The sequence below is a fragment of the Aeromonas popoffii genome (genome assembly GCF_037818705.1).
Lineage (GTDB): Bacteria > Pseudomonadota > Gammaproteobacteria > Enterobacterales > Aeromonadaceae > Aeromonas > Aeromonas popoffii.
Genome location: NZ_CP149129.1, coordinates 197,107 through 212,500, shown reverse-complemented (window position 1 = coordinate 212,500; position 15,394 = coordinate 197,107). Strand labels below are relative to the sequence as shown.

Annotated in this window: 29 protein-coding genes and 1 pseudogene (1 of these 30 cut by a window edge); 2 read left to right on the top strand and 28 right to left on the bottom strand. The window is 53.3% G+C overall.

What is annotated here, in order from left to right; genetic code table 11:
* A pseudogene (locus tag WJM78_RS01105) lies at nucleotides 1-63 on the top strand (gamma carbonic anhydrase family protein); its annotated part reaches 18 nt to the left of the window's first position; the annotation flags it as partial.
* Between the two features lie 434 nt (nucleotides 64-497).
* On the opposite strand, the gene rplQ reads toward WJM78_RS01105, so the two are convergent.
* The 28 genes from rplQ to rpsJ form a co-directional block, all read right to left on the bottom strand.
* Nucleotides 498-881 carry a 50S ribosomal protein L17 gene (rplQ, locus tag WJM78_RS01100; RefSeq protein ID WP_005307999.1) on the bottom strand — a complete coding sequence of 128 codons (384 nt, stop codon included), beginning with the start codon at nucleotides 879-881 and terminating at the stop codon, nucleotides 498-500.
* Nucleotides 882-924: 43 nt separating this feature from the next.
* A complete protein-coding gene (locus tag WJM78_RS01095) occupies nucleotides 925-1,914 on the bottom strand; it encodes a DNA-directed RNA polymerase subunit alpha (RefSeq protein ID WP_005307997.1) in 990 nt (329 codons plus the stop codon).
* A gap of 25 nt (nucleotides 1,915-1,939) precedes the next feature.
* The gene (gene rpsD / locus WJM78_RS01090; protein ID WP_042033855.1) at nucleotides 1,940-2,560 is read right to left on the bottom strand and encodes a 30S ribosomal protein S4; all 621 of its coding nucleotides are present in this window, start codon (nucleotides 2,558-2,560) and stop codon (nucleotides 1,940-1,942) included.
* 39 nt (nucleotides 2,561-2,599) lie between these two features.
* Nucleotides 2,600-2,989 (bottom strand): 30S ribosomal protein S11, encoded by a 390-nt coding sequence (gene rpsK, locus WJM78_RS01085; RefSeq protein WP_005319702.1) that lies wholly within the window; start codon nucleotides 2,987-2,989, stop codon nucleotides 2,600-2,602.
* A gap of 14 nt (nucleotides 2,990-3,003) precedes the next feature.
* Complete coding sequence (gene rpsM, locus WJM78_RS01080) at nucleotides 3,004-3,360, bottom strand: 30S ribosomal protein S13 (RefSeq protein WP_005307991.1); 357 nt, start codon at nucleotides 3,358-3,360, stop codon at nucleotides 3,004-3,006.
* Between the two features lie 139 nt (nucleotides 3,361-3,499).
* Nucleotides 3,500-3,613: a 50S ribosomal protein L36 gene (rpmJ, locus tag WJM78_RS01075; protein WP_005319705.1), complete on the bottom strand. Its 114-nt coding sequence runs from the start codon at nucleotides 3,611-3,613 to the stop codon at nucleotides 3,500-3,502.
* Nucleotides 3,614-3,640: 27 nt separating this feature from the next.
* Nucleotides 3,641-4,969 (bottom strand): preprotein translocase subunit SecY, encoded by a 1,329-nt coding sequence (gene secY / locus WJM78_RS01070; protein ID WP_042033856.1) that lies wholly within the window; start codon nucleotides 4,967-4,969, stop codon nucleotides 3,641-3,643.
* Nucleotides 4,970-4,977: 8 nt separating this feature from the next.
* Nucleotides 4,978-5,415: a 50S ribosomal protein L15 gene (rplO, locus tag WJM78_RS01065; protein ID WP_005319708.1), complete on the bottom strand. Its 438-nt coding sequence runs from the start codon at nucleotides 5,413-5,415 to the stop codon at nucleotides 4,978-4,980.
* A gap of 2 nt (nucleotides 5,416-5,417) precedes the next feature.
* Nucleotides 5,418-5,597 carry a 50S ribosomal protein L30 gene (rpmD, locus tag WJM78_RS01060; protein WP_005307985.1) on the bottom strand — a complete coding sequence of 60 codons (180 nt, stop codon included), beginning with the start codon at nucleotides 5,595-5,597 and terminating at the stop codon, nucleotides 5,418-5,420.
* Nucleotides 5,598-5,603: 6 nt separating this feature from the next.
* The gene (gene rpsE, locus WJM78_RS01055; RefSeq protein ID WP_005319713.1) at nucleotides 5,604-6,104 is read right to left on the bottom strand and encodes a 30S ribosomal protein S5; all 501 of its coding nucleotides are present in this window, start codon (nucleotides 6,102-6,104) and stop codon (nucleotides 5,604-5,606) included.
* A gap of 14 nt (nucleotides 6,105-6,118) precedes the next feature.
* Nucleotides 6,119-6,472, bottom strand: coding sequence for a 50S ribosomal protein L18 (rplR, locus tag WJM78_RS01050; RefSeq protein ID WP_042033858.1), 354 nt, complete (start codon nucleotides 6,470-6,472; stop codon nucleotides 6,119-6,121).
* A gap of 9 nt (nucleotides 6,473-6,481) precedes the next feature.
* Nucleotides 6,482-7,015 (bottom strand): 50S ribosomal protein L6, encoded by a 534-nt coding sequence (gene rplF / locus WJM78_RS01045; protein ID WP_005319720.1) that lies wholly within the window; start codon nucleotides 7,013-7,015, stop codon nucleotides 6,482-6,484.
* A 13-nt stretch (nucleotides 7,016-7,028) separates the two neighbouring features.
* Nucleotides 7,029-7,421 carry a 30S ribosomal protein S8 gene (gene rpsH, locus WJM78_RS01040; RefSeq protein WP_005307980.1) on the bottom strand — a complete coding sequence of 131 codons (393 nt, stop codon included), beginning with the start codon at nucleotides 7,419-7,421 and terminating at the stop codon, nucleotides 7,029-7,031.
* Nucleotides 7,422-7,440: 19 nt separating this feature from the next.
* Nucleotides 7,441-7,746, bottom strand: a complete 306-nt coding sequence (rpsN, locus tag WJM78_RS01035) for a 30S ribosomal protein S14 (RefSeq protein WP_042033860.1) — start codon at nucleotides 7,744-7,746, stop codon at nucleotides 7,441-7,443.
* Between the two features lie 10 nt (nucleotides 7,747-7,756).
* On the bottom strand, nucleotides 7,757-8,296 hold the full coding sequence (gene rplE / locus WJM78_RS01030) for a 50S ribosomal protein L5 (protein ID WP_005319725.1): 540 nt from the start codon (nucleotides 8,294-8,296) through the stop codon (nucleotides 7,757-7,759).
* Between the two features lie 13 nt (nucleotides 8,297-8,309).
* A complete protein-coding gene (rplX, locus tag WJM78_RS01025) occupies nucleotides 8,310-8,627 on the bottom strand; it encodes a 50S ribosomal protein L24 (protein ID WP_042033862.1) in 318 nt (105 codons plus the stop codon).
* 11 nt (nucleotides 8,628-8,638) lie between these two features.
* A complete protein-coding gene (rplN, locus tag WJM78_RS01020) occupies nucleotides 8,639-9,007 on the bottom strand; it encodes a 50S ribosomal protein L14 (RefSeq protein WP_005890908.1) in 369 nt (122 codons plus the stop codon).
* Between the two features lie 147 nt (nucleotides 9,008-9,154).
* A complete protein-coding gene (gene rpsQ, locus WJM78_RS01015) occupies nucleotides 9,155-9,403 on the bottom strand; it encodes a 30S ribosomal protein S17 (protein WP_005319730.1) in 249 nt (82 codons plus the stop codon).
* A complete protein-coding gene (gene rpmC, locus WJM78_RS01010) occupies nucleotides 9,403-9,594 on the bottom strand; it encodes a 50S ribosomal protein L29 (protein ID WP_005319733.1) in 192 nt (63 codons plus the stop codon). Before rpmC ends, rpsQ begins: the two co-directional genes overlap by 1 nt.
* Complete coding sequence (gene rplP / locus WJM78_RS01005; protein ID WP_005340612.1) at nucleotides 9,594-10,007, bottom strand: 50S ribosomal protein L16; 414 nt, start codon at nucleotides 10,005-10,007, stop codon at nucleotides 9,594-9,596. Before rplP ends, rpmC begins: the two co-directional genes overlap by 1 nt.
* 13 nt (nucleotides 10,008-10,020) lie before the next feature.
* On the bottom strand, nucleotides 10,021-10,731 hold the full coding sequence (rpsC, locus tag WJM78_RS01000; RefSeq protein ID WP_005890900.1) for a 30S ribosomal protein S3: 711 nt from the start codon (nucleotides 10,729-10,731) through the stop codon (nucleotides 10,021-10,023).
* 3 nt (nucleotides 10,732-10,734) lie between these two features.
* Nucleotides 10,735-11,079, bottom strand: a complete 345-nt coding sequence (gene rplV, locus WJM78_RS00995) for a 50S ribosomal protein L22 (protein ID WP_033130007.1) — start codon at nucleotides 11,077-11,079, stop codon at nucleotides 10,735-10,737.
* A gap of 10 nt (nucleotides 11,080-11,089) precedes the next feature.
* Nucleotides 11,090-11,368 carry a 30S ribosomal protein S19 gene (gene rpsS / locus WJM78_RS00990; RefSeq protein ID WP_005307960.1) on the bottom strand — a complete coding sequence of 93 codons (279 nt, stop codon included), beginning with the start codon at nucleotides 11,366-11,368 and terminating at the stop codon, nucleotides 11,090-11,092.
* Nucleotides 11,369-11,390: 22 nt separating this feature from the next.
* A complete protein-coding gene (rplB, locus tag WJM78_RS00985; RefSeq protein WP_005340614.1) occupies nucleotides 11,391-12,212 on the bottom strand; it encodes a 50S ribosomal protein L2 in 822 nt (273 codons plus the stop codon).
* Nucleotides 12,213-12,227: 15 nt separating this feature from the next.
* Nucleotides 12,228-12,530: a 50S ribosomal protein L23 gene (gene rplW / locus WJM78_RS00980; RefSeq protein ID WP_042019359.1), complete on the bottom strand. Its 303-nt coding sequence runs from the start codon at nucleotides 12,528-12,530 to the stop codon at nucleotides 12,228-12,230.
* A complete protein-coding gene (gene rplD / locus WJM78_RS00975) occupies nucleotides 12,527-13,132 on the bottom strand; it encodes a 50S ribosomal protein L4 (RefSeq protein WP_005340616.1) in 606 nt (201 codons plus the stop codon). The genes rplW and rplD overlap by 4 nt, the downstream gene beginning before the upstream one ends.
* Nucleotides 13,133-13,149: 17 nt before the next feature.
* A complete protein-coding gene (gene rplC / locus WJM78_RS00970; protein WP_042033865.1) occupies nucleotides 13,150-13,782 on the bottom strand; it encodes a 50S ribosomal protein L3 in 633 nt (210 codons plus the stop codon).
* Nucleotides 13,783-13,804: 22 nt separating this feature from the next.
* Nucleotides 13,805-14,116 (bottom strand): 30S ribosomal protein S10, encoded by a 312-nt coding sequence (rpsJ, locus tag WJM78_RS00965; RefSeq protein ID WP_005307944.1) that lies wholly within the window; start codon nucleotides 14,114-14,116, stop codon nucleotides 13,805-13,807.
* Between the two features lie 355 nt (nucleotides 14,117-14,471).
* On the opposite strand from rpsJ, the gene WJM78_RS00960 reads away from it, so the two are divergent.
* Complete coding sequence (locus WJM78_RS00960) at nucleotides 14,472-15,386, top strand: DMT family transporter (protein WP_108536196.1); 915 nt, start codon at nucleotides 14,472-14,474, stop codon at nucleotides 15,384-15,386.
* The last annotated feature ends 8 nt before the right edge of the window (nucleotides 15,387-15,394 follow it).

The following is a 15,394-nucleotide window of genomic DNA, read 5'->3' as shown; positions in this document are numbered from 1 at the left end:
GCCAAGATGGACTTGCGACTGAGACCCTACAAGGGAAAACGCCCGCAACTGGGCAAGCGGGTGTAAGTAGATCCCTATACAACCCTGGTGGTAGACATCCATCTGATCCCACAACACTGTGAATAAGTACTAACGATTAAGTCGCGCTCAGGGGTAGCGCTATATAGATGACGTGAGATCGCGAACGAGTAATAGTTGAGGCAGTTGAGGCAGTTGAGGCAGTTGAGGCAGTTGAGGCAGTTGAGGCAGTTGAGGCAGTTGAGGCAGTTGAGGCAGTTGAGGCAGTTGAGGCAGTTGAGGCAGTTGAGGCAGTTGAGGCAGTTGAGGCAGTTGAGGCAGTTGAGGCAGTTGAGGCAGTTGAGGCAGTTGAGGCAGTTGAGGCAGTTGAGGCAGTTGAGGCAGTTGAGGCAGTTGAGGCAGTTGAGGCAGTTGAGGCAGTTGAGGCAGTATCAGAATTCATTAAAAGAAAAGCCGGGACAAGCCCGGCTTTTTCTTTATCACTCAGCAGCTGCTTCAGCAGCGGCCGGGCGGTCTACCAGCTCAATGTAAGCCATAGGGGCGTTGTCGCCTGCACGGAAACCGCATTTCAGAATGCGAGTATAACCGCCGGCGCGCTCCAGGTAGCGCGGGCCCAGTTCATTGAACAGCTTAGCCACGATCGCGTTATCGCGAGTACGGGCAAATGCCAGGCGACGATTAGCAACGCTATCAGTCTTGGCAAGGGTGATCAGCGGTTCAACTACACGACGCAGCTCTTTTGCCTTAGGCAGAGTCGTCTTGATGATCTCATGACGAACCAGGGAGCTGGCCATGTTGCGGAACATAGCCTGACGATGGCTGCTGTTCCGGTTCAGTTGACGACCACTCAAACGATGGCGCATGACCTTATCCTTCTAACTAAATCTGTGAAACCCGTAATCTGGATTACTCGTCAGCGATGCTGGCGGGCGGCCAATTCTCGAGGCGCATGCCAAGAGACAGACCACGGGAGGCCAACACGTCCTTGATCTCAGTCAGGGACTTCTTACCGAGGTTAGGAGTCTTAAGCAACTCAACTTCGGTACGCTGTACCAGATCACCAATATAGTGGATAGCTTCTGCCTTCAGACAGTTCGCAGAACGAACTGTCAGCTCCAAATCATCGACAGGACGCAGCAGAATCGGATCAAACTCGGGTTTCTCTTCTTTCTTCTCGGGCACGCTGACATCGCGCAGATCCACGAAAGCTTCCAGTTGTTCGGCCAGAATAGTGGCTGAACGACGGATGGCTTCTTCAGGATCCAGAGTACCATTGGTCTCCATGTCGATGACCAGCTTGTCCAAGTCGGTACGCTGTTCCACACGTGCTGCCTCAACATTGTAGGCAATACGAACGATGGGGCTGAACGCGGAGTCCAGCAGCAAGCGACCAATCGGACGCTCTTCATCATCGTTGTGAACACGAGCAGAAGCAGGCACATAACCACGACCGCGCTGAACTTTCAGGCGCATGCTGATTTCAGCATTGGCACCAGTCAGGTGGCAGATTACGTGCTCCGGGTTTACGATCTCGACTTCATCACCGTGAGTGATATCACCAGCGGTAACGGGGCCTGTTCCAGACTTGGTCAGGGACAGAGTTACCTCGTCCTTGCCTTCCAGCTTTACAGCGATACCTTTCAGGTTGAGCAGGATTTCAAGAATGTCTTCCTGTACACCTTCTTTGCTGCTGTACTCATGCAGTACCCCGTCAATTTCGACTTCAGTAACTGCACAACCGGGCATAGATGACAGCAAAATACGACGCAGAGCATTGCCCAGCGTGTGACCAAAGCCACGCTCAAGTGGCTCAAGAGTCACTTTCGCATGAGTCGGGCTAACTTGCTCGATGTCAACTAGCCGCGGTTTAAGAAAATCTGTTACAGAACCCAGCATTGTGTCCTCTCTTTAGAAGCTAGCTTTACTTGGAGTAAAGCTCGACGATCAGCTGTTCGTTAATGTCGGCAGACAGGTCGGAACGCTCTGGCAGACGCTTGAAAGCACCCTCCATTTTAGCGGCATCAACCTCTACCCAAGTCGGCTTCTCACGCTGACCAGCAACTTCCAAGGAAGCTTTGATACGCGCTTGCTTCTTAGCCTTCTCACGAATGCAGATCACGTCCTCAGGGGAAACCTGGAAAGAAGGAATGTTCACAACGCGACCGTTTACCATAATGGCTTTGTGGCTCACCAGCTGACGAGATTCAGCACGAGTGGCGCCGAAGCCCATACGGTAAACAACGTTGTCCAAACGACCTTCCAGCAGCTGCAACAGGTTTTCACCGGTGTTACCCTTTTGACGGGCAGCGTCGCGGTAGTAGTTGCGGAACTGTTTTTCCAATACGCCGTAGATACGACGAACTTTTTGTTTCTCGCGCAGCTGAACACCGTAGTCGGACAGACGCGCTTTACGCGCACCGTGCTGACCAGGGGCGGTGTCAATCTTGCACTTAGAATCAATCGCACGAACACCAGACTTCAGGAAGAGGTCGGTGCCCTCACGACGGCTAAGCTTAAGCTTAGGACCGATATATCTTGCCATCTTCTTTCTCCAACAATCCTAGACCAAGTAGCTACAGCGTTATACGCGGCGCTTCTTGGGAGGACGACAACCGTTGTGCGGGATCGGAGTCACATCAGTAATATTAGTGATGCGGAAACCAGCCGCGTTCAGAGCGCGGATGGAAGACTCACGACCGGGACCCGGACCTTTGACCATGACTTCCAGGTTCTTCACGCCGTATTCTTTGGCGATCTCACCAGCACGCTCAGCAGCTACCTGGGCAGCAAACGGAGTGGACTTACGGGAACCACGGAAACCTGAACCACCGGAGGTAGCCCATGACAGAGCATTGCCCTGACGGTCAGTAATGGTCACGATTGTGTTGTTGAAAGATGCATGAACGTGCGCAATACCGTCGCTCACTTGCTTTTTAACGCGCTTGCGAGCACGAGTCGGAGTTTTAGCCATTTTCTACCTTCCCGTTACTTCTTGATAGCCTTGCGCGGACCCTTACGGGTACGAGCGTTGGTCTTGGTACGTTGACCACGAACAGGCAGGCTACGACGGTGACGCAAACCACGGTAGCAACCCAGATCCATCAATCGCTTGATGTTCATGGAAATCTGACGACGCAGGTCACCTTCAACGGTGAATTTACCTACTTGTTCACGCAGACTCTCAATCTGAGCTTCGTCCAGGTCTTTAATTTTCACATTCTCAGCGATACCGGCTGCGGCACAGATGGCCTTGGAGCGGGTACGACCGACGCCATAAATCGCAGTCAACGCAATGACTGCATGCTTATGGTCAGGAATGTTAATGCCAGCGATACGGGCCACTATTCACTCCTACATATAGTAGATTACGACCACCACAAAGCCCGTGAGCGGATACGTGGCGGTCAACCAATACACAACAAAAGTTGGCTGGCTATATTAGCCAGCACAACTATTTGTTGCAAGTACTAACCGTAAAAAATTAGCCTTGGCGCTGTTTATGCTTTGGCTCGCTGCAAATCACACGCACCACACCGTGACGCTTGATGATTTTGCAGTTACGGCAGATTGCCTTAACGGAAGCACGAACTTTCATTGCTTAACTCCGTAACTACGCCGACCTTTAGCGGCCGTAGCCCTTCAGGTTGGCCTTCCTCAGGACGTCGCCATATTGATGAGACATCATATGGGTTTGTACCTGAGCCATGAAGTCCATGATAACTACCACGATAATCAGCAGCGAAGTGCCACCGAAGTAGAACTGTACGTTCCAAGCAGTCATCAAGAACTGGGGTACCAGACAGATAAAGGTTATATAGAGCGCACCTGCCAATGTCAGGCGAGTCATAACCTTATCGATGTAACGTGCTGTCTGCTCGCCCGGGCGGATCCCCGGGATAAAGGCTCCACTCTTCTTCAGGTTGTCTGCTGTCTCGCGGGGGTTGAACACCAGCGCGGTATAGAAGAAACAGAAGAAGATAATGGCTGCTGCATACAACATCTCATACAAGGGCTGACCCGGCTGCAGGACCATAGAGACCTGTTGCAGGATATCAGCGATCTTGCCGTCGCCCTGACCAAACCAAGAGGTAATGGTCCCTGGGAAAAGGATGATGCTGGATGCGAAAATCGCAGGAATCACACCGGCCATATTCACTTTCAACGGCAGGTGTGTGCTTTGCGCGGCAAATACTTGGCGGCCTTGTTGACGCTTGGCGTAGTTAACGACGATACGACGCTGACCACGTTCCACGAACACCACAAAGTAAGTCACTGCGAAAACAATCAAGCCCAGCAACAACAACAGCAGGATGTGCAATTCCCCTTGACGTGCCTGTTCGGCCGTAGCACCAATGGCATGCGGCAAACCAGCAACGATACCCGTGAAAATAATCAACGAGATACCATTACCGATCCCACGCTCGGTAATCTGTTCACCCAACCACATCAAAAACATGGTACCGGTGACCAGACTCACAACGGCCGTGAAATAGAAGCCCAAACCCGGATGAGTCACGAGTCCCTGCATCATATTCGGCAGACCGGTTGCAATACCAATGGCCTGGAAAGTTCCCAAAACCAGCGTGCCCCAACGGGTATATTGGCTAATCTTGCGACGGCCGGATTCACCTTCTTTCTTGAGTTCAGCAAGAGCGGGGTGAACCACAGTCAGTAGCTGGATAATGATCGATGCCGAAATGTACGGCATGATCCCCAGCGCAAGAATAGAAGCACGCGAGAGTGCACCACCACTGAACATGTTAAACATCTCAATGATGGTGCCCTTCTGTTGTTGGAACAACTCGGCCAGTACGGCGGCGTCAATACCAGGAATCGGCACATAAGAGCCTGCACGGAAAACGATAATCGCCCCGAGAACGAAGAGCAGACGGCTCTTCAGTTCACTCAGACCACCCTGTGCTTTAACATCCAATCCTGGTTTCTTAGCCATTGTACTGATTATTCCTCGATTTTACCGCCAGCGGCCTCGATGGCTGCACGTGCACCTTTGGTGACGGACACACCACGAACGGTCACAGCACGGTCAATGTTGCCAGACAGAACAACTTTAGCGAAAACGATGTTCTTAGTAACAACACCGGCTTGCTTCAGAGTGCTCAGATCGACCACATCACCTTCTACCATGGCGATTTCGTTCAGACGCACTTCGGCAGACACCAAAGATTTGCGAGAGAAGAAACCGAACTTCGGCAGACGGATTTTCAAAGGCATCTGGCCGCCTTCGAAACCAGCGCGGACTTTACCGCCACCGGAACGAGAGGTTTGACCTTTCACACCACGACCACCAGTCTTGCCCAAGCCGGAGCCGATACCACGGCCACGACGTTGTTTTTCAGGCTTGGAACCAGCGGCCGGAGACAGAGTATTCAGACGCATGCTTAGCCCTCCACCTTAACCATGTAATAAACCTGGTTGATCATACCGCGTACGCAGGGAGTATCTTCCAGCTCAACGGTGTGACCAATGCGACGCAGACCCAGACCACGCAGAGTCGCCTTGTGCTTTGGCAGACGGCCGATAGAGCTGCGAGTTTGAGTTACTTTTACAGTGTTAGCCATGTCGCATTACCCCAGAATTTCTTCAACGCGCAGACCACGCTTGGCAGCGATCTGGGCCGGGGATTGACCCTGTACCAGAGCGTCTACAGTTGCGCGAACAACGTTGATTGGGTTGGTGGAACCGTAGGTCTTGGCCAGCACGTTGTGGATACCAGCAACTTCCAGAACAGCACGCATGGCGCCGCCTGCAATGATACCAGTACCTTGTGAGGCCGGCTTCATGAACACGGAGGAACCGGAGTGAACGCCACGCACCGGGTGGTGCAGGGTGCCATTGTTCAGTTCTACCTTGCTCAGGTTACGTTTAGCCTGTTCCATCGCTTTTTGAATAGCGGCCGGAACTTCACGGGCCTTACCGTAACCGTAACCTACACGGCCGTTACCATCACCCACCACGGTCAACGCGGTGAAGGACATGATACGACCACCTTTAACAGTTTTCGAAACACGGTTTACTGCAATCAGCTTTTCTTGCAGTTCGCCGGCTTGAGATTCGACTTTAGCCATCTTCGACTCCTAGCTTAGAACTGAAGACCAGCGTCACGAGCAGCGGTAGCCAGAGCGGCTACACGACCGTGATACTTGAAACCGGAACGATCGAAAGATACGTTCTGAACGCCTTTGGCAATAGCACGCTCAGCGATTGCTTTACCCACTGCGGTAGCTGCATCAGCATTACCGGAGTGTTTGAGCCCTTCACTGATGGCTTTCTCTACTGTAGAAGCAGAGGCCAGAACTTCGGAACCGTTGGCTGCGATAACCTGCGCGTAGATATGACGCGGGGTACGGTGAACAACCAGACGGGTAGCTCCCAGTTCCTGCATCTTCTTCCGAGCACGAGTAGCACGACGGAGACGAGCTGCTTTCTTGTCCATAGTGTTACCTTACTTCTTCTTAGCTTCTTTAGTACGCACTTGCTCGTTGGCATAGCGTACACCCTTGCCCTTGTAGGGCTCCGGAGCGCGGTAAGAACGGATATCGGCGGCGACTTGGCCAACCAGCTGCTTGTCCACACCACGCAGAACGATCTCTGTAGCGGTCGGGCATTCAGCGGTGACACCAGCCGGCAGCGCATGCTCTACCGGGTGAGAGAAGCCCAGGGCCAGCGCGACAGCATTGCCCTTGATGGAGGCTTTGTAACCTACACCAACCAGCTGCAGCTTACGCTCGAAGCCTTGGGTAACACCGATTACCATGTTGTTAGCCAATGCACGTGCAGTACCGGCCTGAGCGTCAGCACCAGCGATGCCGTCGCGCGGGGCGAACTTCAGTACATTGTCTTCTTTGGTCACTTCTACACCGGCGTGGATGGAACGAACCAGAGAACCTTTACCACCTTTGATGGACAGTTCCTGACCGTTCAGAGTCACCTCTACGCCAGCAGGAATAGTGACGGGTGCCTTAGCAACGCGAGACATTTCCGACCTCCTATTAAGCGACGTAGCAGATGATCTCACCGCCCATGCTTGCCTTGCGGGCAGCACGGTCGGTCATCACACCTTTAGACGTGGACACGATAGCAACACCGAGACCGCCCATAACTTTCGGCAGATCAGTAGTGCGCTTGTAAATACGCAGGCCGGGACGGCTCACGCGTTGGATCAGTTCTACAACCGGCTTGCCCTGGAAATATTTCAATTCAATTTCCAGTTCCGGCTTCACATCACCCGCTACGGAGTAGCCAGCGATGTAACCTTCTTCTTTCAGCACTTTGGCGATTGCCACTTTCAGCTTGGAAGAAGGCATGGAAACCGCAACTTTGCTCGCCGCCTGACCGTTACGGATGCGGGTCAGCATGTCCGCGATCGGATCTTGCATGCTCATAGTCTAACTCCCGAGATTCTTACCAAGAGGCCTTTGTGAGGCCTGGAATTTCGCCCTTCATGGCATGCTCACGCACCTTGATGCGAGACAGGCCAAACTTGCGCAGGAAACCGTGCGGACGACCAGTAATATTGCAACGGTTACGCTGGCGGGACGGACTGGAATCACGGGGCAGCTGTTGCAGTTGCAAGACAGCATCCCAACGCGCTTCTTCAGAAGCGTTCATATCAACGATGATAGCTTTCAGCTCGGTTCGCTTAGTGGCGAACTTGGCTACCAGCTTCGCACGCTTTGCTTCACGTGCTTTCATGGATGTTTTAGCCATAACCCTAACCTTACTTGCGGAATGGGAAGTTAAAGGCAGCCAGCAGAGCACGGCCTTCTTCATCGGTATTCGCGGAAGTGGTGATGGTGATATCCAGACCACGAACGCGATCGACTTTGTCATAGTCGATTTCCGGGAAGATGATTTGCTCACGCACGCCCATGGAGTAGTTACCACGACCGTCGAACGCTTTAGCATTCAGGCCACGGAAGTCACGGATACGCGGTACGGAGATGCAAATCAGCCGTTCCAGGAACTCCCACATACGCTCGCCACGCAGGGTTACTTTACAACCTATCGGGTAGCCTTCACGAATCTTGAAGCCCGCAACAGATTTGCGAGCTTTGGTGATCAGCGGCTTCTGACCGGAAATGGCAGCCATATCGGCAGCGGCATTTTCCAACAGCTTTTTGTCAGAGATAGCTTCACCAACACCCATGTTCAGGGTGATTTTCTCGATCCGAGGGACTTGCATGATAGTCTTGTAACCGAACTGTTTGGCCAGTTCATTTACTACATCGGATTTGTAGTAATCATGCAGTTTCGCCATCGTTAAACTCCAATTACTTCACAAGTTCGCCGGTGGATTTGAAGAAACGAACTTTTTTGCCGTCTTCAATCCGGAAACCAACGCGATCAGCCTTGCCAGCGGCAGAGTTGAACAGCGCTACGTTAGAAACGTCCATTGGGGCTTCTTTGCTGATGATACCGCCAGCCTGACCCAGTGCGGGTACCGGCTTTTGGTGTTTCTTCACCAAGTTGATGCCTTCAACGTATACCTTACCTTCGCTTACCAGGACTTGAGTGACTTTGCCACGCTTGCCCTTGTCTTTGCCGGTAAGAACAATCACTTCGTCTTCGCGACGGATTTTAGCTGCCATCGTTCGACTCCTTACAGTACTTCGGGTGCCAGGGACACAATCTTCATGAACTTCTCATTACGCAGTTCACGGGTCACCGGGCCAAAAATACGAGTACCGATTGGCTGTTGGTTGCCGTTAAGCAAAACAGCCGCATTGTTGTCGAAACGGATGACTGAGCCGTCCGGACGACGAACGCCTTTACGGGTGCGTACGACCACCGCATTATATACATCACCTTTCTTCACTTTACCGCGAGGAATGGCTTCCTTGATGGAAACTTTGATGATGTCGCCGATGCCGGCGTAACGGCGGTGCGAGCCACCCAGAACCTTAATACACATTACACTGCGAGCGCCGGAGTTGTCGGCTACGCCCAGCATACTTTGCATCTGGATCATTTTAGTGCTCCGCTTTGTTTACTTCTTATCCCTCTCGGGATCTGGCTGCCTTCAAAAGGCGCGAAACTATAACACAGGATTTTTAGAAAAGGTAGCCTAAAAAACAAACGGCCCCGCTAAGGGGCCGTTTGGGCTAAAAAGTACCGATTAGGCCTTTTCTAAGATTGCAACCAGGGTCCAGGACTTGGTCTTGGACAGCGGGCGGCACTCGCGGATTTCCACGAGATCGCCAGCTTTACACTCGTTGTTCTCATCATGTACGTGCAGCTTGGTAGTGCGCTTGATGATCTTACCGTAGATCGGGTGCTTTACCTTGCGCTCGATAGCAACAGTGATGGATTTCTCCATCTTGTCGCTGATTACACGACCTTGCAGAGTACGGATCTTGTCAGTCATTACGCACCTGCCTTCTCAGTCAGTACAGTCTTGATACGTGCGACGTCACGACGCACTTGTTTCAGAGTGTGAGTCTGAGCCAGCTGGCCGGTGGACGCTTGCATGCGCATGTTGAATTGCTCACGCAGCAGGCCCAGCAGCTCCTGGTTCAGTTCATCGACGCTCTTTTGACGCAGATCTTGGGCTTTCATCACATCACCGTCTTAATTACGAAAGTGGTCTGAACAGACAGCTTAGCTGCGGCCAGGGCAAACGCTTCACGCGCCAGAGCCTCAGGTACACCGTCCATCTCGTACAGAACCTTGCCAGGCTGGATCGGGCAAACCCAATATTCCACGTTACCCTTACCTTTACCCATACGAACTTCGAGGGGCTTTTCGGTGATGGGCTTGTCCGGGAATACGCGGATCCAGATCTTACCTTGACGCTTAACGTGACGGGTCATGGCACGACGGGCTGCTTCGATTTGACGAGCAGTCAGTTGGCCACGAGATGTCGCCTTCAGGCCAAAGGTACCGAAGGATACTTCGTTACCAGAGGTGGCCAGACCGCGGTTACGACCCTTGTGGGTCTTGCGGAATTTAGTACGCTTAGGTTGCAACATTTACCGAATCTCCTTACTTACCGCGGCGTTTGTTATCGCGCTTGGGCTTTGCAGGAGCTTGCTCTTGAGCAGCGGCAGCATTAACTGCAGCCAGACCACCCAGAACTTCGCCCTTGAAGATCCAAACTTTAACGCCGATCACACCGTAAGTGGTGTGGGCTTCAGAAGTTGCGTAGTCGATGTCGGCACGCAGGGTGTGCAAAGGCACACGACCTTCACGGTACCATTCGGTACGCGCGATTTCAGCACCGCCCAGACGACCAGACACTTCCACTTTGATGCCCTTGGCACCCAGGCGCATTGCGTTTTGTACGGCGCGCTTCATAGCACGACGGAACATAACGCGACGTTCCAGCTGGGAAGTGATGCTGTCGGCAACAAGCTTGCCATCCAGCTCCGGCTTACGGACTTCGGAAATGTTGATCTGAGCAGGCACGCCGGCAATCGCGGCTACAGCTTTGCGCAGTTTCTCAACGTCTTCGCCTTTCTTACCGATCACAACACCCGGACGAGCGGTGTGAATGGTCACACGGATGCTCTTGGCCGGACGCTCGATGGTGATCTTGGACAAGGACGCATTTTTCAGTTCCTTGGTCAGGAACTGGCGTACTTGAAAATCGCTGTACAGGTTGTCAGCGAAGTCTTTGGTGTTCGCGAACCAGGTAGAATTCCAAGGCTTGGTAATACCCAGGCGAATGCCATTAGGATGTACTTTCTGACCCATTGCTTATCTCCCAGCCTTAGCGTCGGATACCACTACAGTGATGTGAGCGGTACGCTTGAGGATACGATCCGCACGACCTTTGGCACGCGGACGGATGCGCTTCATGGAGGGACCTTCGTCGACCATGATAGTAGCAACACGCAGGGCGTCGATGTCGGCGCCTTCGTTGTGCTCAGCGTTTGCAATGGCAGATTCCAGCACTTTCTTAACCAGCACAGCAGCCTTTTTCGGGCTGAAGGTCAGGAGATTCAGAGCCTTGTCTACGGACAGACCACGTACTTGATCGGCTACCAGACGAGCTTTCTGGGCAGAAGTACGGGCATAACGGTGTTTAGCGATAGCTTCCATCATTTATCCCTTAGCGCTTCTTAGCCTTCTTATCAGCAGCATGGCCGCGATAAGTACGAGTCGGTGCGAATTCACCCAGTTTGTGACCGATCATTTCTTCGGTAACGAAAACCGGAACGTGCTGACGACCATTATGGACAGCGATGGTCAAACCGATCATGTTCGGGATGATCATTGAACGACGGGACCAGGTCTTAACCGGCTTTTTATCCCCGCTTTCCACCGCTTTCTCTACCTTCTTCAGCAAGTGCAGGTCAATAAATGGACCCTTCTTGAGAGAACGTGGCATGGTGATTCCTCTATGTTAACAATTACTTGTTACGACGACGTACGATGTACTTGTCGGTACGCTTGTTCTTACGGGTCTTGAAGCCTTTAGCCTTCTGGCCCCATGGGGACACAGGCTGCATGCCCTTGTTACGACCCTCACCACCACCGTGCGGGTGGTCGACCGGGTTCATCGCCATACCGCGAACGGTCGGACGAATACCACGCCAGCGGTTGGCACCGGCTTTACCCAGTTGACGCAACATGTGCTCGGAGTTACCGACTTCACCGATGGTGGCGCGGCACTCGGCCAGAACTTTACGTACTTCGCCGGAACGCAGACGCAGAGTTACATAGTTACCTTCACGAGCCAGGATCTGGATGAAAGTACCAGCGGAACGAGCCAGCTGGGCACCTTTACCAGGTTTCATCTCAACGGCGTGAACAGTCGAACCGACCGGGATGTTGCGCATCGGCAGGGCGTTACCTACCTTGATTGCGGCATCAGCACCAGAAGCGATAGCGTCACCAGCTTTCAGACCTTTCGGAGCCAGGATGTAACGACGCTCACCGTCTGCATACAACACCAGAGCGATGTTAGCGGTACGGTTAGGATCGTATTCCAGGCGCTCTACTTTGGCCGGGATACCGTCTTTGTCGCGCTTGAAGTCGACGATACGGTAATGCTGCTTGTGACCACCACCGATATGACGGGTAGTGATACGACCGTTGTTGTTACGACCACCGGACTTGCTCTTGCTGTCCAGCAGAGCGGCAAAGGGCTTACCCTTGTACAGCTCTTGATTGACGATCTTAACGACGTGGCGGCGGCCCGGAGAAGTAGGCTTGCACTTAACGATTGCCATTTTTCAGAACTCCTCTTACTCGGCTGCGCCCATGAAGTCGATGTCCTGACCAGCTTTCAGGGTCACATAAGCCTTTTTCCAATCGGAACGACGGCCTACGCGTGCACCTGCGCGCTTGGTTTTACCCTTCATGTTCAGGGTACGGACGGTCTCAACTTCGACCTCGAACAGTTTCGCAACTGCAGCTTTGACTTCCGCCTTGGTGGCGTCGACAGCAATTTTGAACACGATAGTGTTCTGCTTCTCGGCGACCATGGTGCTCTTTTCAGAGATATGCGGAGCCTTCAGAACTTTCAACAGACGCTCTTCGCGGATCATGCCAGCATCTCCTCGATTTGCTTAACTGCATCAGCAGTCATCAGAACCTTGTCGAAAGCGATCAGGCTGACCGGGTCAATACCGGCAACATCACGCACGTCAACTTTGTACAGGTTGCGAGCAGCCAGGAACAGGTTCTCATCGACTTCAGCTGTCACGATCAGAACGTCAGTCAGTTCCATCTCTTTCAGCTTGGCGATCAGTTCTTTGGTCTTCGGCGCTTCGATGCCGAATTTCTCGACAACGATCAGGCGCTCTTGACGTACCAGTTCGGACAGGATGCTACGGATAGCGCCGCGGTACATCTTCTTGTTTACTTTTTGGCTGTGATCTTGCGGCTTAGCAGCAAAAGTCACACCACCGGAACGCCAAATGGGCGAACGGATGGAGCCAGCACGGGCACGACCAGTACCCTTCTGACGCCACGGCTTTTTGCCGCCACCAGACACTTCAGAGCGAGTCAGCTGCGCGCGAGTACCCTGACGGGCACCTGCGGCATATGCAACGACGACCTGGTGAACCAGAGCTTCGTTGAATTCGCGCCCGAAGGTAGTCTCGGAAACTTCAAGAGCGCTCTTGGCGTCTTTCATTACCAATTCCATTACTATCTCCTCAGACGTTACGCTTTGACGGCAGGTTTGACGATCACGTTGCCGTTGGTTGCACCTGGGACTGCACCTTTGATGAGCAGCAGGTTACGTTCAGCGTCAACACGAACCAGTTCCAGGTTCTGAGTCGTTACACGCTCAGCACCCATGTGACCAGCCATCTTTTTGCCCTTGAATACACGACCCGGAGTCTGGTTCTGACCGATAGAACCCGGAGCGCGGTGAGACAAGGAGTTACCGTGGGTCATATCCTGGGTGCGGAAGTTGTGGCGCTTAACAGTACCAGCAAAACCTTTACCCTTGGATGTGCCAGTAACGTCTACCAGCTTAACGTCAGCGAGAAGATCTACTTTCAGCTCGCTACCAACAGTGAAAGCTTCACCGTTGTTCAGGCGGAATTCCCACAGACCGCGACCGGCTTCTACACCAGCTTTGGCGAAGTGGCCAGCTTCCGGCTTGGTCACACGGCTGGCTTTCTTGGCGCCAGTGGTAACCTGAATAGCGTTGTAGCCGTCGGTTTCTACAGATTTGACCTGAGTTACACGGTTAGCTTCAACTTCGATAACAGTCACCGGGATAGAAACGCCATCTTCAGTGAAGATGCGAGTCATACCCACTTTGCGACCTACAAGACCGATTGTCATTGTTATCAACCTCTTTCCGTAATTAACCCAGGCTGATCTGGACGTCTACACCGGCTGCCAGATCCAGACGCATCAGAGCGTCCACGGTCTTGTCAGTCGGCTCAACGATGTCTACCAGACGCTTGTGAGTGCGGATCTCGTACTGATCACGCGCATCTTTGTTGACGTGCGGGGAGATCAGGACGGTGAAGCGCTCTTTGCGAGTCGGCAGCGGAATAGGACCGCGAACCTGCGCGCCGGTGCGCTTTGCAGTTTCAACGATTTCCGCAGTGGATTGATCAATCAGGCGATGATCAAAAGCCTTCAGGCGGATACGGATTCTTTGGTTCTGCATTGACAGAGCTCCAATAGATAAAAGAACATAAACCAACACCGCCCGACCGGGAGCGATCCCGCCAGAGGTGTGATTTTTCACGTTTCCCCCCATATCGGGAGGACTGTATGGCTGGCTCTCGTAAACGAGGAACTCAGCAGCAGACATATCGTCTGGCTTACCTCATGGGTAAGCGGAGGGGATTATACGGATTTTTCAAATTTTCGCAAGGGAGAACGAACAGATTGTGCGCAGTTTTATGTGGCAGATGGATCTCGCCGGCGGTGACACCATTTCCTGCCAATCGGGGGTAACGACAATCTTACAAACAGGCTGGTAGACTCTGCGCCTGCCTCCGTCAGTGGAACGACATCCAATGCTCAAAGATCAAAAGAAAGCCTATCAGTATGGACTCTGCGCCGTTGCCCTCTGGTCGACGGTTGCCACCGCCTTCAAGATTTCCCTCGCCTACTTCGAACCTGTGCAATTGCTGCTTGTTGCCGCCTTCACCTCGACCCTGACTCTCGGCGCTATCGTAGCCAAACAGGGCAAGCTGGCGCTGCTGCTGAGTTACCTCAAGGCTCGCCCCTTCTATTATCTGGCGCTGGGGGTATTGAATCCCTTCCTCTATTACCTGTTGCTGTTCAAGGCCTATGACCTGCTGCCCGCGCAGCAGGCGCAGACCCTCAACTACACCTGGGCCATCACCCTCAGTCTGCTGGCCGTTCCCTTTCTCGGCCAGAAGCTGCGCCGCCGCGACGGGGTCGCAATAGTACTGGGCTACTTCGGCGCCCTGGTGATCGCTACCCGGGGAGATGTGCTCGGCCTGCAATTCGACAGCCCGCTCGGGGTAACGCTGGCGCTGGTATCGACCCTTATCTGGGCCAGTTACTGGATCCTCAACACCCGCAATCAGGGGGACCCCATCGTCAGTCTGCTGATCGGCTTCATCATCAGTCTTCCTTTCATCATCGCGGCGACCTGGCTGCTCTCCGATTTTGCCATGACCGCCTGGCAGGGCTGGGTCGGCGCCATCTATGTGGGCCTGTTCGAGATGGGCTTCGGCTTCGTGCTCTGGCTGATGGCCCTGCGCCACGCCACCAACACGGCCCCCATCAGCAACCTCATCTTCATCTCGCCATTTGCCTCCCTGGTGCTGCTCAACCTGCTCATTGGTGAAACCATACACCCGGCCACCCCAATAGGGCTTGGGCTGATCGTGGCCGCCCTGCTGATCCAGCAGCTCAAATACGGCAAGCGCTACCGCAAGAGCGCCGAGCCGCAAGCCTGACAATGCAA

Coding starts and splice junctions, on each gene's coding strand:
- rplQ (WP_005307999.1), bottom strand. CDS start 881: ATGCGCCATCGTTTGAGTGGTCGTCAACTGAACCGGAACAGCAGCCAT.
- WJM78_RS01095 (WP_005307997.1), bottom strand. CDS start 1,914: ATGCTGGGTTCTGTAACAGATTTTCTTAAACCGCGGCTAGTTGACATC.
- rpsD (WP_042033855.1), bottom strand. CDS start 2,560: ATGGCAAGATATATCGGTCCTAAGCTTAAGCTTAGCCGTCGTGAGGGC.
- rpsK (WP_005319702.1), bottom strand. CDS start 2,989: ATGGCTAAAACTCCGACTCGTGCTCGCAAGCGCGTTAAAAAGCAAGTG.
- rpmJ (WP_005319705.1), bottom strand. CDS start 3,613: ATGAAAGTTCGTGCTTCCGTTAAGGCAATCTGCCGTAACTGCAAAATC.
- secY (WP_042033856.1), bottom strand. CDS start 4,969: ATGGCTAAGAAACCAGGATTGGATGTTAAAGCACAGGGTGGTCTGAGT.
- rplO (WP_005319708.1), bottom strand. CDS start 5,415: ATGCGTCTGAATACTCTGTCTCCGGCCGCTGGTTCCAAGCCTGAAAAA.
- rpmD (WP_005307985.1), bottom strand. CDS start 5,597: ATGGCTAACACTGTAAAAGTAACTCAAACTCGCAGCTCTATCGGCCGT.
- rpsE (WP_005319713.1), bottom strand. CDS start 6,104: ATGGCTAAAGTCGAATCTCAAGCCGGCGAACTGCAAGAAAAGCTGATT.
- rplR (WP_042033858.1), bottom strand. CDS start 6,472: ATGGACAAGAAAGCAGCTCGTCTCCGTCGTGCTACTCGTGCTCGGAAG.
- rplF (WP_005319720.1), bottom strand. CDS start 7,015: ATGTCTCGCGTTGCTAAGGCACCCGTCACTATTCCTGCTGGCGTAGAG.
- rpsH (WP_005307980.1), bottom strand. CDS start 7,421: ATGAGCATGCAAGATCCGATCGCGGACATGCTGACCCGCATCCGTAAC.
- rpsN (WP_042033860.1), bottom strand. CDS start 7,746: ATGGCTAAAACATCCATGAAAGCACGTGAAGCAAAGCGTGCGAAGCTG.
- rplE (WP_005319725.1), bottom strand. CDS start 8,296: ATGGCGAAACTGCATGATTACTACAAATCCGATGTAGTAAATGAACTG.
- rplX (WP_042033862.1), bottom strand. CDS start 8,627: ATGGCAGCTAAAATCCGTCGCGAAGACGAAGTGATTGTTCTTACCGGC.
- rplN (WP_005890908.1), bottom strand. CDS start 9,007: ATGATCCAGATGCAAAGTATGCTGGGCGTAGCCGACAACTCCGGCGCT.
- rpsQ (WP_005319730.1), bottom strand. CDS start 9,403: ATGACTGACAAGATCCGTACTCTGCAAGGTCGTGTAATCAGCGACAAG.
- rpmC (WP_005319733.1), bottom strand. CDS start 9,594: ATGAAAGCCCAAGATCTGCGTCAAAAGAGCGTCGATGAACTGAACCAG.
- rplP (WP_005340612.1), bottom strand. CDS start 10,007: ATGTTGCAACCTAAGCGTACTAAATTCCGCAAGACCCACAAGGGTCGT.
- rpsC (WP_005890900.1), bottom strand. CDS start 10,731: ATGGGTCAGAAAGTACATCCTAATGGCATTCGCCTGGGTATTACCAAG.
- rplV (WP_033130007.1), bottom strand. CDS start 11,079: ATGGAAGCTATCGCTAAACACCGTTATGCCCGTACTTCTGCCCAGAAA.
- rpsS (WP_005307960.1), bottom strand. CDS start 11,368: ATGCCACGTTCTCTCAAGAAGGGTCCATTTATTGACCTGCACTTGCTG.
- rplB (WP_005340614.1), bottom strand. CDS start 12,212: ATGGCAATCGTTAAGTGCAAGCCTACTTCTCCGGGCCGCCGCCACGTC.
- rplW (WP_042019359.1), bottom strand. CDS start 12,530: ATGATCCGCGAAGAGCGTCTGTTGAAAGTTCTGAAGGCTCCGCATATC.
- rplD (WP_005340616.1), bottom strand. CDS start 13,132: ATGGAATTGGTAATGAAAGACGCCAAGAGCGCTCTTGAAGTTTCCGAG.
- rplC (WP_042033865.1), bottom strand. CDS start 13,782: ATGACAATCGGTCTTGTAGGTCGCAAAGTGGGTATGACTCGCATCTTC.
- rpsJ (WP_005307944.1), bottom strand. CDS start 14,116: ATGCAGAACCAAAGAATCCGTATCCGCCTGAAGGCTTTTGATCATCGC.
- WJM78_RS00960 (WP_108536196.1), top strand. CDS start 14,472: ATGCTCAAAGATCAAAAGAAAGCCTATCAGTATGGACTCTGCGCCGTT.